General features: G+C 66.5%; 11 protein-coding genes. 4 read left to right on the top strand and 7 right to left on the bottom strand.

Annotation, left to right across the window (positions count from 1 at the left end):
* Positions 1 to 1,422 (bottom strand): diguanylate cyclase, encoded by a 1,422-nt coding sequence (locus ACZ5BM_RS09185; protein ID WP_498907601.1) that lies wholly within the window; start codon positions 1,420 to 1,422, stop codon positions 1 to 3.
* A gap of 209 nt (positions 1,423 to 1,631) precedes the next feature.
* Positions 1,632 to 4,001, bottom strand: coding sequence for a heavy metal translocating P-type ATPase (locus tag ACZ5BM_RS09180; RefSeq protein ID WP_498907600.1), 2,370 nt, complete (start codon positions 3,999 to 4,001; stop codon positions 1,632 to 1,634).
* Positions 4,002 to 4,214: 213 nt separating this feature from the next.
* On the opposite strand from ACZ5BM_RS09180, the gene ACZ5BM_RS09175 reads away from it, so the two are divergent.
* The gene (locus ACZ5BM_RS09175; RefSeq protein WP_498907599.1) at positions 4,215 to 4,415 is read left to right on the top strand and encodes a heavy-metal-associated domain-containing protein; all 201 of its coding nucleotides are present in this window, start codon (positions 4,215 to 4,217) and stop codon (positions 4,413 to 4,415) included.
* A gap of 52 nt (positions 4,416 to 4,467) precedes the next feature.
* On the opposite strand, the gene ACZ5BM_RS09170 is transcribed toward ACZ5BM_RS09175, so the two are convergent.
* The gene (locus tag ACZ5BM_RS09170; protein ID WP_498907598.1) at positions 4,468 to 5,544 is read right to left on the bottom strand and encodes a type 2 periplasmic-binding domain-containing protein; all 1,077 of its coding nucleotides are present in this window, start codon (positions 5,542 to 5,544) and stop codon (positions 4,468 to 4,470) included.
* 65 nt (positions 5,545 to 5,609) lie between these two features.
* On the bottom strand, positions 5,610 to 7,595 hold the full coding sequence (locus ACZ5BM_RS09165; protein WP_498907597.1) for a phospholipase C: 1,986 nt from the start codon (positions 7,593 to 7,595) through the stop codon (positions 5,610 to 5,612).
* Between ACZ5BM_RS09165 and ACZ5BM_RS09160 the strand changes: the two genes are divergently transcribed.
* On the top strand, positions 7,594 to 7,734 hold the full coding sequence (locus tag ACZ5BM_RS09160; protein ID WP_498907596.1) for a hypothetical protein: 141 nt from the start codon (positions 7,594 to 7,596) through the stop codon (positions 7,732 to 7,734). The genes ACZ5BM_RS09165 and ACZ5BM_RS09160 overlap by 2 nt on opposite strands.
* 42 nt (positions 7,735 to 7,776) lie before the next feature.
* Here the strand turns inward: ACZ5BM_RS09160 and ACZ5BM_RS09155 are convergent, their stop codons facing one another.
* Both ACZ5BM_RS09155 and ACZ5BM_RS09150 read right to left on the bottom strand, forming a co-directional pair.
* Positions 7,777 to 8,193: a hypothetical protein gene (locus ACZ5BM_RS09155; protein WP_498907595.1), complete on the bottom strand. Its 417-nt coding sequence runs from the start codon at positions 8,191 to 8,193 to the stop codon at positions 7,777 to 7,779.
* Positions 8,190 to 8,927: a tetratricopeptide repeat protein gene (locus ACZ5BM_RS09150; protein ID WP_498907594.1), complete on the bottom strand. Its 738-nt coding sequence runs from the start codon at positions 8,925 to 8,927 to the stop codon at positions 8,190 to 8,192. Before ACZ5BM_RS09150 ends, ACZ5BM_RS09155 begins: the two co-directional genes overlap by 4 nt.
* Positions 8,928 to 9,017: 90 nt before the next feature.
* Between ACZ5BM_RS09150 and ACZ5BM_RS09145 the strand changes: the two genes are divergently transcribed.
* The gene (locus tag ACZ5BM_RS09145; protein ID WP_498907593.1) at positions 9,018 to 11,192 is read left to right on the top strand and encodes a TonB-dependent receptor; all 2,175 of its coding nucleotides are present in this window, start codon (positions 9,018 to 9,020) and stop codon (positions 11,190 to 11,192) included.
* 1 nt (position 11,193) lies between these two features.
* Entirely contained in the window at positions 11,194 to 11,865 is a 672-nt protein-coding gene (locus tag ACZ5BM_RS09140) for a PKHD-type hydroxylase (protein ID WP_498907592.1), read from the top strand.
* Between the two features lie 165 nt (positions 11,866 to 12,030).
* Here the strand turns inward: ACZ5BM_RS09140 and ACZ5BM_RS09135 are convergent, their stop codons facing one another.
* Positions 12,031 to 14,826 carry a PAS domain-containing protein gene (locus tag ACZ5BM_RS09135; RefSeq protein ID WP_498911561.1) on the bottom strand — a complete coding sequence of 932 codons (2,796 nt, stop codon included), beginning with the start codon at positions 14,824 to 14,826 and terminating at the stop codon, positions 12,031 to 12,033.
* Positions 14,827 to 14,828 lie beyond the last annotated feature (2 nt).

Genomic DNA, 14,828 nt, shown 5'->3' with positions numbered 1-14,828 from the left:
TCACACCACCGCCTGGCGGACATGATCCCGGGTCCAGCCGAGCGAACCGGTCGAAACACGGTCGCCGTACAGGCGGAAACCGTCGCGCCCGGCTTCCTTGGCGGCGTAGAGCGCTTCGTCCGCGTGGCGGATCACCTCGTCCATCGTCTCGAGTGGAGCATCGAGCGCCGCACCGCCGATGCTGACAGACAACCGGGCCGTTCCGCCATCGAGATGATAAGGTGAGCGCGCCACGTCCAGGATCGCGGCCAGCGTGGCGCGCAGCGTCGTGTCGGTCGGCAGGCGCGGCAGAAACATCGCGAATTCGTCGCCGCCGAAGCGCGCCATCATGCCGCCTTGCGCCCGCGCGCAGCGTTCCATCCGCTCGCTGAACAAGCGCAGCACCGTATCTCCGGCCTGATGCCCCAGCGTGTCGTTCACCACCTTGAAATGGTCGAGGTCGATGAACAGGAGCGTCCCGCCCGGGCCGGCTGCCATGCAGGCGGCAAGTCTGGTCTTGAACAGCTGCCGCGTCATCAGCCCCGTCAGCTGGTCGTGGGTCGCCGCATGTTCGAGATGGGCGCGCAGCAGGCGGAGCCGCCGGGCGTAGCGCACCTTCTCGCCGACCATCGTGTTCGCCGGCAGGGCGGACAGAAACAGCGTCCAGAGATACGGCTGCAGCACGCCCTGTGTCCGCATCAGACCGTTCGGCGAGATCCGGGCGATGGGCCCCAGATCGTGTACGGTGAAGACGGACGCGATGATGGACACGAACAGCACGGTGCTGAGCGCCCAGACCGGGCGGGCCCGGAACGCCAGCGTCACCAGGGCGGGATAAAGAAAGAAGAACAGAAACGAGCGCGGCGACAGGAAGCTGACGATGGCGAGGAGAAGGATGCCGATCATCAGCACCATCGGTTCGACCGTGATGCCGGTCGGCAGGCGACGGTTGGGAAGCCAGTTCATCAGCAGCAGAACCGCCGGCGTGGCCAGCATCAGGCCCAGCGAGTCGCATAGCAGCCACTGGAACCAGTCGGCCAGGATGCTGTTTTCATCGCCCAGGAACAATCGTTCCACCGTCATGCCGATCGCCGCTTCGACCGCAGTGGTGACCAACACGATCAGGCCGAACCGTCCCTGACGCCGCAACCGGGTCAGGTCGGTGCGGGCGCCGCAGAACCGGCGGGTCGGCGGCGCGGCCAGCAGCACCAGCAAGATGTTCATCATGCAGGCGAGGATGCCCTCGCTCAGCGACAGGCCGCTGATTCGGTTCAACGCCAGATTGAGCGCGAAACAGCACACCAGCACGAGGCCGGCCAGGCCGGCACGCAAGCGCAGCAGCGCGACCAGAAGGGCGGCGTTGGCCGGCCAGAACGAGGAATAGCCATCGGCGTCCGCGCACAGAAGCCGCGTCATCAGACCCATCAGGGTGAAGACAAGCACCAGAACAGCGGCGGTTCCGATCCCCGCCCGAGGTTCGGCTGCACGGCAGGGGCGCCAAGCCTGAACCATCGTCCTCGTCATTCCCCCCGCAAGATCCGTCTTCACGAATAACAGGCAATCATGAGGAAACGGTAAAGCATTCCGTTTTCTCGATGATACCGTTTCGACGAGCGGGCGCGTGTCCAGGTTCGGCCCGGTTTATCGCTCCATCAGATCCCGCGCGGCCGCCAACGGCTGAGCAACAGGGCGTTGCAGACCACCAACACGCTGGAACAGGCCATCGCCGCTCCGGCCACGACCGGACTCAGCAGGCCGGCGATGGCCAGGGGAATCCCCAGCACGTTGTAGGCGAATGCCCAGAACAGCCCGGAGCGGATACGGCGCATGGTGCGCCCGGCGATATCCAGCGCGGCCGGCACCAGCATCGGATCGCCCCGCATCAGCGTGATTCCGGCCGCCTCCATCGCCACGTCGGTGCCGGTGGCCATCGCCATGCCGAGATCGGCGGCGGCCAGAGCCGGGGCGTCGTTCACCCCGTCACCCACCATCGCCACAGGGCCGCTCTCCCGGAGCGACGCCACGCGCGCGGCCTTGCCTTCGGGCGGCACGCGGGCATGAATGTCGTCGAGCGCAAGCGCGCGTCCGGCCGCGTCCGCCGCGCCCTGATTGTCGCCGGTCAGCAAGGCCACGCGCAGGCCTTTCCGGCGCAGCGCGGCCACCGCTCCGGCAGCCTCGTCGCGCAGCGGATCGGCGAAGCCGAACACGGCCAGCAGCCTCTCGCAAGAGGCCAGAAACGAGACCGTGCGCCCGTCCGCCTCCAACGCCTCGGCTTCCGCGGCCAGCGGCGCCGTGTCGATCCCGGCTTCCGTCATCAGCGCCTGATTGCCCATGCGAAGGGTGTGTCCGTCGACCGTGCCGCTGGTACCGCGACCGGGCAGGCTGCGGACCGACCCGGCGGCCGCCCCGCTCGCGTCCGGCGCGGCATCGCGGATCGCACGGGCCAGAGGGTGTTCGCTGTTGCGCTGCAGTTGGGCCGCCAGACGGAGAACCGTTTCCCGCGTTTGTTCCGGCGCGAGCCGCAGATCGGCCAGTTCGGGCCGGCCCACCGTGAGCGTGCCGGTCTTGTCGAACGCCACGGTGCGCACACGCTCCGCCTGTTCCAGAACGGCGGCATCCCGGATCAGGATGCCGTGGCGTGCGGCGGCGCCGATCCCGGCCAGCATCGCCGCCGGCGTGGCGAGACCCAGCGCGCAGGGGCAGGCGATCACCAGCACGGACACCGCGCGCACGATCGCCAGCTCCACGCTGCGCCCGGCCAGCCACCAGCCGAGCAGGGTCAGCGCCGCCACCAGCACCACGGCCGGCACGAACACGGCGCTGACGCGATCCACCAGTTTCTGCACCGGCGGCTTGGCGGCCTGGGCATCCTCGATCAGACGCACCATGCGGCCGAGACGGCTTTCCCCGCCGATCGCCGTCACCTCCGCCAGCAGCACCGCATCGCCGTTCAGCGCCCCGCCGACCAGGGCGTCGCCGGGCGCCTTGTCCACCGGCATGGATTCACCGGTCAGCAGGCTCTCGTCACAGCTTCCGGTGCCGTCGCGCACCACGGCATCGGCGGCGATCCGCTCGCCCGGACGCACCACCAGCAGGTCGCCGGGCCGGAGCCCACGAGCCGGAACGTCGCGTTCGCGGCCATCGGTCTCGCGCACGGTGGCGGTCTCAGGGGTGAGCCGGTCCAGCGCCCGGATCGCGCTGCCGGCCTCGCGCCTCGCCTTGCCTTCCAGCCACTTGCCGACCCGCACCAGCGCGATTACGGCGGCGGAGGCTTCGAAATAAAGCGGTGCCCCGGGATCGGTGAGCATCGCATACAGGCTCAGCCCGAACGCGGCGCTGGACCCGAGCGCCACCAGCGTGTCCATGTTGCCGCCGCCGTTGCGGAGAGCGACGAAGGCACCGCGATAGAAACGCGCGCCGAACACGAACTGGACGATGGCGGCGAGAACGAGCTGCACCGGCGCCGGCAGCATCGCATGGATCCCGAACGGCATCAGCAGCATCGGCAGGAGCAACGGCGTCGCGGTCAGGATGGCGCCGAGCGCGAACCAGCCGTCCCGGTCGCGCCGAACCGTGGCGGCTCCGTCGTTCGCGTCCGGCAGCACCACGCCATAGCCGGCGGCCTCCACCGCGTCGCGCAGCATCTCCGGTGTCGCGAGCCCGCTCGCCACGATCACCCGCGCCCGTCCGGTGGCGAGGTTCACCGTCGCCTCCCGGACGCCCGGGACGCGCTTCAGCGCCCGTTCCACCCGGCCGACGCAGGCGGCGCAGCTCAACCCGGAGATCTCCAGATCGATCGGCTCCGACGCGGCCGGGTAGCCGGCCTTGTCCAGCGCGGCCAATGCAGCGCCCAGCTCGAAGTCCCGGCTGGTTTCCATCGAAGCACGGGCGGTGGCGAGGTTCACGGACACGGAGGCCACGCCGGGCACGTTGCCCAGGGCGCGCTCCACCCTTTTGACGCAGGCGGCGCAGGACAGTTCGGTCAGGCCGATATCCCGCCTGATCGTCGTCGCTCCGTCCATGGTCCGATCCTCCGCACTGCCGGTTCCGGTGATCAGGTTATGACGGATGCCGGGGTCAAGCAGGACCTCAACGCAAACCGTCTCACCGGTTCGCGATGTCCGCTCCTTTATGAGGAATGATTCAGGAACGGGAAACGTTGTGTTCCACCGGTTGGCCTTCGGGGCGAACCGTACCATCTCGGCTGGGTTCGAGCTTCAAGGAAAGGCGATCCCATGACCACTTTGGCAGTTTCCGGCATGACCTGCGGCCATTGCGTGCGCGCCGTCACCGAGGCGATCCACGCCGTGGATGCTTCGGCCTCCGTGGCGGTGGATCTGAAGGGCGGCACCGTGACCACGGACAGCGCCTTGCCGAAAGACAGGCTGGTTCAGGCGATCGCCGCTGAAGGATACGAGGTGAAAGACGCGGCCTGAGGAATCGGGGGCCCGCCGGCGGAGCGGAACGCTGCCGGCGAGCCTCGGCCGGTCATTGCGGGGACTGCACCGGCAGCGACCACAGGGCACCGCCCCGTTCCACCGGCGCGCTCCGGCCGCGCGGCAGCTTCAGCTCGGAATGCGCGCCGACATCGCGATCGAAGATCTCTTCCGCGTTGCCGACCTGTTCCAGCGCCTTGGTGAAGCCGGTGTCGTCGATGCCGAGCGAACGGCCGATCCAGGGTTCGTGGCCGAGCAGGCGCTTCACCACCGGATCGGTGCTGTCTCCCAGCTTCGGCAGGGTGGAATGATCGATACCGTGGATCTCCGCCTGTAGCGGCGCCCAGATCGTCCAATCCACCAGCGCGGCCCATTGCGTGTCGCCGAGGCGATAGGCGGGCGAGAACGGGTCGGTGGACAGAACCGCGTCCAGAACGTGGAAATGCGCGGCGCGCTTGTCGAAGCTGTTGCGCACATTGGCCATGAGCGACACGTCGCCGGCCGTGGCGTCGCAATGACCATCCTCCAGCGCCACGTTCATCTCGCCGCGTTCCGAATACGGGAAACGCTTCTCGGGCGTCTTCAGCAGCGGTTCGAGCAGGTCGTAGACCGCATGTTCCGGCGCCGACGCGTTGATGAAGCAGAGACGCTTGCCGGACAGATCGGCGACCGTCTTGATTCCGCTCGAATCGGACACGAGAAAACCGAACCCGTCCAGCATCATCGGCGGTCCGAATGCCACGTGGTATGCAGAGCCCATCACCGGGCTGGGTGTGGCGCCGAACAGAACGTCGATCTTGCCGTCGCGCAGCTTCCTGAGTGCGGTGGGTTCGTCCGGCTGGGTCAGGAAGCGGGCGCGATTCTGGTCGCCGAAGATCTCCGCGGCCAGGGCGCGGCAATAATCGGCGCCGAGCGCGGACAGATTTCCGTGCGTATCGGCTTCGGAATAATCGTCCTCGTCGGCGATGAGGCCGCACGCGACGATCCCGGCTTTGCGCACATGCGCGAGCGTGGAGCCTGGCGCGGCATCGGGCGCGCCGACGGCGGACGGCGCCGATGCCTGGACGGAAACGGGAAAAGCGGCCGCAAGAAGCGAGGCCGCTGCGACAAACTTCGAGAAACGAGACACGTCGGATCGACTCCGGAAACGAAAACGGGAGCCGGCCGAAGCCGACTCCCGCGGAAGGCGGAAGATCAGGGCGTCCAGGTGCCCGAGGTCGGGATGCCCGGGGTGGTGGAGGGGCGGGGATTGAAGTCCGCCGGCGCCGGGTCGATCAGCTTGCCGTTCCGGTAATCGGTCGGAACGATGTTGAGCATGTAGCAGCCGCCCAGCGGATAATGCGGCAGGGACGGCTTCTGGTTCGGCTCGATCTCGGCATAGGAGGCCGGGAGCGGCGGGGCCTGACCGGTCAGGCGGGCATTGTCGAAGGCGGCCAGCATGTCGCCGACGCCGGGGGTGTTGTCGTCGGCCGGACCCATGAAGTCCTGGCCTTCCTGGCGCTTGCCGAGACGACGGCCACGCACCTCGTCCGGCAGATCGGCGAGCGGGATCAGGTCGAACAAGCGGTCCACGAACTTGATGATCGAGCTGTGCTCGGAACGCTCGCGGATGATGGCGTGCGCCTTGGCGTAGGGCGAGATCACGATGGCCGGAATGCGCGACGACGGCTCGAGCGCGTTGCCCTCGGGGTCCTTCACCCGCGTGCGCACCGCGTCATGGTCGTAAAGACCGTCGGTCTCGTCATAGGTGATGATGATCGCGCTGTCCTTCCAGTACGGGCTCTGCGCGATCGCGTTCACCTCGTCGGCCAGGAGCTGTTCGCTGATCTGAAGATCTGAATAGCCCGGATGATCGTCACCGCCCAGGAAGGCCTGCTGCACGGCCGGGTTCGGATCGACCGCGGTTAGACCGTCGTTGTTGTCGTAGCCGCCGCGCACATAGGCCACGCCGCCGTCGGAGGGCAGCATGCGGTATTTCACCGCCAGGAAGAAATCGTTCAGGCCGTACAGATGCTTCTGCGCGAGCTGCGGGTTGTCGCCGACATAGCCGAAATATTGCGGCGCGTTGTGATGGGTGATGTAGGAGCTGTGCTCGGGGAAGGCGGCGGTGTCGGTCGGCTCCGCGTCGTAGCCTTCCTGGAACCAGCCCCAGTTGGTCGGCTTCCTGCCCGTGCCGGCGATGGTGTCGATGTCGTGCTGCACGTCGGCCAGATCCAGCGCCGGGTTCTGGTCGGTGCTGGTGTCCTTGTGCGCCGCGCGGCCCATGAAGCTCAGCGGCAGGGTGGCGTAGGTCTGGTTCAGCGCGGGCGAGTTCGGGCTGACGTCGTTCTGGCCATAGGGCGGCTTGATCGTCGCGGTATCGAGGCTGGAACCGGCGAACGGGCCCTGATCGGTCACCATCGGCACGCCGCTGCTCTTGGCGACGACCGGGCTCGCGGTGTTGCTGCTGGCCTGATCGGGATGCAGCGCCCACTGCGTCAGGCCGCTCTGGCCGGCGATCATGGCGATCGCGTTCGGCGTGGAGGCCGAGGTGACCGTCATGTGGAAGTTGTCGAACATCGCGAAGCGGTCGGCGAACTGCCACATGTAAGGGGCGGTGTCGCAGTCGACGTGGCCCATCACCAGCTCGCCCATCTGCTTCTGCTTGAGCGTGGGGTTGGCGCTGGCCGGCAGACCGGTCTTGCGGCTGACGATGTTGCCGCTGGCGTCGGTGGTCAGGCCTTCCTCGTTCAGCGCGAAGCGGTCGTTCAACGAAACGTCGCTGACGAAATGCTGGCTGTTGACGATGCCGGTGTGGGAATGGTCGGTGGAGGCGGTGTCGGCCGGGTAGATCTGCACCGTCTTGCCGTTGATGTCCGTCACCGTCTGCGGGATCAGGAACGGGCTCACCGTGCTCACCGTGCCGTCGGTGTTGACGATCGGCTGGGTGAAGCCGGGGGTGCGGCCATGGCTCTGCGAGAACAGGCCGCGCACGCCGGGGAAGGTTCCGAAATAGAAGTCGAACGAGCGGTTCTCCTGGAACAGCACGAAGACGTATTTCACCTTCTTGCGCAGCAGCGCCACCTTCTGGGCGGTGGACAGGTAGGGCTGGCGCGAAAGGTCGGTCGCGAAGGAGCGCACGAGCGCACTGCTGCGCGGACCGATCGTCACCGCTCCGGGCGCCTCCTGGGCGCTGGCCATGACCGGCTGCGCCATCATCGAAAGCGTGAGGATGGTGGCACAACTGGATTTGCACCAGGTCCTGAACGTCATGTCTGCTCGCTCACACGAAGGGGCCGCGTTCATCGCCGCCCGGCGGCTCGCTTTTGAAACGTTCTGACATCAGATGGACAGAGATAATTCGATGACAGTCCTGTTGCGCTCACAGCGCGACCATCAGCATGGGGAGAGCGGTTCCCGCGGCCAGCAGCACCCAGCCCAGCTTCCGCCGCTTCACATGGGTCAGCCCCAGCCAGAGCCCCATGATCGTGGAGCCCATCAAGGCCAGCGTCGCGATCAGGAACATCCAGCGCAGCAGCAGGGTGCGGATCGACGGTGCGGGCGGGTGCGGCCGGTCCTCCCGCGCTCCGGGCCCGGCCGGAGCGGGACGGCGCGCCTGCGGAACGGCGAAACGCTGTTTCTTGTGCAGCATGGCGATCTGCTGCAGCAGCACCGGCGGCCGGTAGCCGTCGCGCGGTGTGTGCCAGTCGAACAATTGCAGCGCGCCGGTCAGGCAGAAGAACAGGATGATCGGCGCGGAAGCGATCGACAGATAGGCGTGCAGGCGGCGAAGCATCATCGGGCGGCGATCCCGGTCCGGCGGCGAAAACGATTCGGGGCCGGTGCGTGTGCGGTGGCGTCCGGCGGCGACGCTTGTGCCATCCGGCGCCGCACCGGGTCGAGCAGGGCCCGCGACCCTTCGGTGTCGATCTGCGACAACGCCGCCTCCATTGCCGACAGGATGTCGGGCGTGGCGTCGGTTAGCGCCCGCTCCCACCACGCCACCGCCTCGTCGATGCGGCCCATCTCGGCCAGCAGCGTCGCCAGATTGTGGCAGCCGCGATAATCACCGGCTTCGGCCGAGCGCCGATACCAGCGCGCCGCGGCGATACGGTCCCGCGGGCGATCCCAGCCTTCCTCCAGAAAGCGCGCCACCAGGTTCATCGACTTGGCATGGCCGTTTCCGGCCGCGTCGCGGAACAGCGCCCAGGCCCGCAACCGGTCCCATGCGACACCGCGCCCGCGCAGCAGCATGTTGGCGAGATTGTAGCGCGCCCAGTCGTCGCCCAGCGCCACCGCGCGCTCGTACCAGCAAGCGGCCTCGGCAGGATCGGCGACGACGCCCCAGCCTTTCTCCAGGGAGCGCCCGACCATGTTGCAGGCCGGTGCGAACCCGGCTTCGGCAGCGATCCGCCACCACGACAGCGCCCCTTCCGGGTCCGGCGGCCCGCCCGCCCCGTCCAGCAGCGCCTGGGCCAGAACGGTCTGCGCGGCGACATGTCCGTTCTCGGCGTCGCGTCGGATGCGTCGCAACCGTTGCGTTTCTTCACCCATTGACATAAACGACCGCTCGCAGCTTTGAATGAGAACCATTCTCATTATCCACGGTCGAGGGCGAACACAATGGCGGACGGAAACAAGCGGGCATGCTCGATCGGTCTGACCGCGACCGTGGGCGCGGCGATGGTCGGGGCCTTCCTGGCGCCGGAGGAAGGGTGGGCCCAGGCAGCGCCGGAGGCCGGCGCACAGGCGGAATCGAACGAGGCGCTCACCGTGGTCGGACAGCGGGCCGAGTTCCAGCAGACCAAACCGCATCTGAGCCGCATCACCACCTCGCTCAAGGACACGCCGCAAAGCATCGCCGAGATCCCGCAGAAGCTGCTGCGCGATCAGAACGACACCAACCTGCTCGACGCGCTGCGCTCGGTGCCCGGCATCAGCATCGCCGCCGGCGAGGGCGGCCAGCAGGGCGACAACCTTTCGATCCGAGGCTTCAACGCGCAGAACGATTTCTATCGCGACGGCATGCTTGATTTCGGCTCCTATTATCGAGACCCGTTCGATATCGATACGATCGAGGTGCTGAAGGGCCCTTCCGCCACCCTGTTCGGCCGCGGCTCCACTGGCGGCGTGATCAACGAGGTCACCAAGCGCGCGCAGATGGGTGCGATCACCGCCGGCACGCTGAGCTTCGGCACCGACGCCACCAAGCGCCTGACGATCGACGAGAACGTGTCGTCGCATTCGCTGGGTGGTTCGGCCATTCGCCTCAATGCGATGGTGCACGATGCCGGTCTGGCCGGGATCGACGACGCGCATATGCGCCGCTACGGCGTTGCGCCCTCCTTCGCGATCGGTCTCGACACCAGCACGCGCCTCCGGATCGATTATCTGCGGCAACAATCCTACGACACGCAGTACTACGGCATTCCCTGGCTGAACGGTCGCCCGGCGCCGGTGTCGCGCTCCAATTTCTACGGCTATGCCGACAGCGACTATCTGCGCTCCATTGTCGATAGCGGCACCGCACGACTGGAGCACGATTTCTCCGAAGCCGTCGAACTGCACGACCAGATCCGCTACTCCTCGTTCCATATCGGACAGCGCGCGGTGGAGCCGCTGCTGTTAGGTTACGGGCCCGGCACCAACATCGTCACCGGCAACCCTCCGCTCTCGTCGTTGAACGTGATGCGCAACGTGCTGGCCCTGTCCGGCCCGTCCACCCTGCTCGACAATCAGCTCGAGGGCACAGCGCGTTTCCACACCGGGCCGTTCCGCCATGCGCTGGTGTTCGGCTTCGAGGTGCAGCACCAGACCTCCGACATCACGCGCTACAACTATCCGCGCATCGCCACTTCGCTGCTCGACCCGATGCAGGATGCGCCGTTCCCCTACAGCTACACGCTGCGTTCGATGAGCAGCAGCACCAGCAACGACACGGCACCGTACCTGAACGACACGATCGATTTCGGCAAACGCTGGTCCGTGATCGGCGGCTGGCGCTTCGACCACTACACCACCGAATACAACCAGATCGTGGCGCCGCGCGTGCATGTCTCGCGCACGGACGACAAGCCGTCCTGGCGCGGCGCTCTGGTGTTCAAGCCGTCCGAAAACGGCAGCGTGTATTTCTCCTACGGCGATTCCTTCGATCCGTCCGGCGAGAACATCTCGCTCACGGCGGCGACCGCCGCCGTCGCACCGGAAAGCTCCGACACCTACGAGGTCGGCACCAAATGGGATATCGGCCGCCTGTCGCTGACCGGCGCGTTGTATCAGATCGAGAAGCACAACGCGCGCGAAACCGATCCGGCCGACGCGACCCGTACCATTCTCGCCGGCAACTACCGCTCGCGCGGCTTCGAGTTGACCGCGGCCGGACACATCACCCCGGTCTGGGAAGTGTTCGGCGGATACAGCTACAACGACGTGGTGGTGGTGGCCTCGCCGAACCGGCTGGAGATCGGCAACAGCCCGCCGAACGCGCCCAAGCATACGGTGGCGCTCTGGACCGAATACAGCTTTCCCGCCTACCGCCTCACCTTCGGCGCCGGCGTGAACTACACCTCGAGCCGCACGGCATCGTCTCTGCCACAGGCAGGCACGACGATCATCGAGCGCGCGCCCGGCTACACCACGCTGCAGCTGATGGCGAAGTACCACATCACCAGGCAGCTCACCGCGCAGGTTAACGTTCAGAACGCGACCGACACGCGCTACTACGCGGCGCTGCATCCGTCGCATATCGTGATGGGACCGGCGCGTTCGGCGCTGTTCTCGCTGGCCGCTTCCTACTGAGATGCTGAACGTTATTCGCGTTCTGTCGGAGGAGGAGGCCGCGTCGCTCCGCACGCGACTTCTGCCCTGCGACTGGGTCGATGGTCGCGTCACGGCTGGACATCAATCGGTTCGCACGAAGCAGAACCTGCAACTTTCGGAAGATGATCCGGTAGCGCGTGCCGAAGGAGAGACGCTTCTGCGCAGACTCGGCACGGTGCCGGTGTTCGTATCGGCGGCATTGCCCAAGCGCGTGTTTCCGCCCGTCTTCGCGCGCTATCGTCCCGGCGACCGCTTCGGTACCCATGTCGACAATGCGATCCGTTACGGTTCGCGCGGCACCATTCGCACCGATCTCAGCGCCACGCTGTTCCTGTCGCCGCTCGACGAGTACGACGGCGGCGCCCTGGTGATCGAGGACACGTTCGGCACGCGGGAGATCAGGCTCCGGCCTGGAGAGATGGTTCTCTACCCGTCTTCCTCGCTGCATCGCGTCACGCCGGTGGAGCGCGGCGAGCGGGTTTGCGCCATCACCTGGATGCAGAGTCTGGTGCGCGACGAGGGCGAGCGGCGGCTTCTGTTCGAACTGGATCAGCAGATCCAGGCTTTGGCTGCCGACACACCGGATGATGCGCGTGTGACGGCGCTGACCGGCATCTACCACAATCTCGTCAGACGCTGGGCCGATCCCTGAAGAGGTATCCTTTAAGATCCTTCAGGGAAGAGGAGAAGGATGTTCTTTCTTGGAAGAAAGAACCAAAGAACTTCTGTCCGTTTGGGCCTCGGTATGGCGGATTTCTAGAACCTAACGGACAAAGTCTTTTTGCTTCTTTTTCTCCAGAAAAAGAAGACCATTCCGTCAGGAATCCATCAAGGTCTTGATCCGCCCCGCCAGTGTTTCCATCGCGAACGGCTTGGTCAGCACATGCATGCCGGCTTCGAGCTGGCCGTTTCCGACCACGGCGGTCTCTGCGTAGCCGGTGATGAACAGAACCTTCAGCTCCGGGCGCGCCACGCGCCCGGCATCGGCCACCTGCCGCCCATTCAATCCGCCCGGCAGTCCGACATCCGTCACCAGAAGATCGACCCGCGCATCCGATTGCAGAACCTGCAGTCCGGCAGAACCATCCGCGGCTTCGATCGCGACATAGCCCAGGTCTTCCAGAACTTCCGTGACCAACATCCGCACGGTGGGTTCGTCGTCGACGATCAGCACGGTCTGGCCGGTCGTCGCGCGCAGATCGCCTTCCGTGTCGGGAACCGTGCCATCGTCCACACCATCGTCTCCCTGGTGACGCGGCAGATACAGACGCATGACCGTGCCGCGTCCCGGCTCGGACTGTATGCGAACCTGGCCGCCGGATTGGCGCATGAAACCGTAGATCATGCTCAAACCGAGACCGGTGCCTTCGCCGATCGGCTTGGTGGTGAAGAACGGGTCGAATGCGCGCGCCATCACGTCCGGCGTCATGCCGGTACCGGTATCGCTCACGCTCAACGACACGTAGTGGCCGGGCGGGATGTCGTGCTCGCGTGCAGCGGAATCGTCCAGCGCCACGTTCGCGGTTTCCACCGTGATGCTGCCGCCGTCGGGCATCGCGTCGCGGGCGTTGATGCAGAGATTCAGGACCGCGTTCTCGAGCTGGTTCGGATCGACCATGGTCGTCCATGGATCGGCGGCGAGCACGGTGTGCACCGCCACCTGCGGCCCCACCGTGCGCCTGACCAGCTCTTCCAGACCTTGCAGCAGCGCATTGATGTCCGTCGGTTTCGGATCCAGCGTCTGCCGGCGGGAAAAGGCCAGAAGACGATGCGTCAGAGAAGCTGCCCGCCGGGCGGCGCCCTGGGCCGCGTTGATGTAGCGTTCCACATCCTTGAAACGCCCCTGCGCCACACGCGTGCCGAGCAGTTCCAGACTGCCGGCGATGCCGGTCAGCAGATTGTTGAAATCATGCGCGATGCCGCCGGTCAGCTGGCCGACCGCCTCCATCTTCTGGCTTTGCCGCAACTGTTCCTCGAGCTGGAACCGTTCGGTCACGTCGCGCCCGGCGGCATAGAACGCGTCGTTGTCGCGGCTGTATTGCCAGGAATAGCGACGCCATCCGCCATCGGCGGCGCGGAGCCGCAGATCGATCGGATGACGATGCTCGTTTAGACAGGCGGCGAACTGGGCACGGGCAAGCGGCAGATCGTCCGGATGCACCAGCGCCTCGAACGGCGTGCCGACGATGTCCTCGATCCGGAAACCCAGCGAGGCGGTCCAGGCCGGATTGACGCTCCGGATCGTGCCGGACAGGTCGCACAGAACGAACAGATCCTGGCTGGTGCGCCACACCACGTCGCGCTCGCGCGTACTCTCTGCGACGCGAAGTTCCAGAGTCTCGTTCAGGAATCGCAGTTGTTTCTCGACCAGCTTGGCGGTGGTGATGTCGTAGATGACGCCGCAGAACCGGTCCGGCTGGTTGGTCTCGTCGTCCGGACGCCCGTCCACCTGTTCGCCACGGCGCGCGAGCCAGCGGATCTCGCCATCGCTCGGGCGGCGTATGCGCGTTTCGATCTCAGCGCCCATGGTGCCGCCGGCGCGCGCGCCGTTTGGGTCCAGCAAAGGTGGATCTCCCGGCAGCACGACGTTGTTGACGGTGCGTACCGGCAACTCCGCGCTCGGATGCAGCCCGAGAAGCTGGCAGAATTGCTGCGACACGGAGACGGTGGCGAAACCGTCCGTGTATTCGAACGTGCCGATCCCGCCTGCGGTCTGCGCAACGCGGAGTTGTTCCTGCACGCGTTTCTGTTCGGCGATGTCGACCAGAGCGCCGCTGAACGATACCGGACGGTCGTCCGCATCGTACAGGCAACGCGCTCTCGCATGCATCCAGCGCACCTTGCCGTTCGGCAGCGTCAGCCGGAACTCGCGCGACAGGAGCTCGGCCCCGCGCAGCATGCCGCCGATGGCGAGACGCATGCGCGTGCGATCGGAAGGATGGATCTGCGACACGAATCGTGCCGGCGAAATTCCAGACAGTGCCTCGGCCGGATCGATGCCGTAGAGGGCGGCGAAGCGCGCGTCGCCGACGATCCGCTCGGCGGCAATCTCCCATTCGAACGCCGCCGCCAGCCCGGAGCCGGCCAGCGCCGCCTGCAACCGCTCGCTGGTCGCATCGGCGGCCGGTGCGATCTGCACGGGCGTGGCCGATGCAACGGATTCGGAGACGATCTCCGCGACTGTGGCCATGAAGAACACCACGGAACCGTCCGCTCCGGCCAGGGGCGTGATGCAGAGGCGATTCAGAAAAGGCGTGCCGTCGGAACGATAGTTCAGGATCTCGGCATCGGCGCTGATCCCGGACCGGACCGCGGCGGCGAGCCGACGGCGGCTGTCGGGATCGGTGCGAGGACCCTGCAGCAGACGGCAATTGCGGCCCAACAGCTGTTCCGCTGCGTAACCCGTGAGACGCAGACAGGCATCGTTCACGAACACGATCGGATTGTCGGCCAGATGCGGGTCCGTCACCATCACCGCCATGCCCGAACGCAGAACGGCGTTGCAGGCAGCGTTGTTCAACCGTTGCAGCGCCAGCCTGACGTCTTCGCTGCCATGGTTCTCGGCGTTGAAGGCGGGGTGCTGGCTGGAATGGCTGGCGGCGAAAGCGGACATGA

It is taken from the genome of Lichenicola sp. GTC18331, assembly GCF_055386855.1.
The sequence above is the reverse complement of the archived record's forward strand: the minus strand, read 5'-3'. Positions and strand labels throughout refer to the sequence as shown.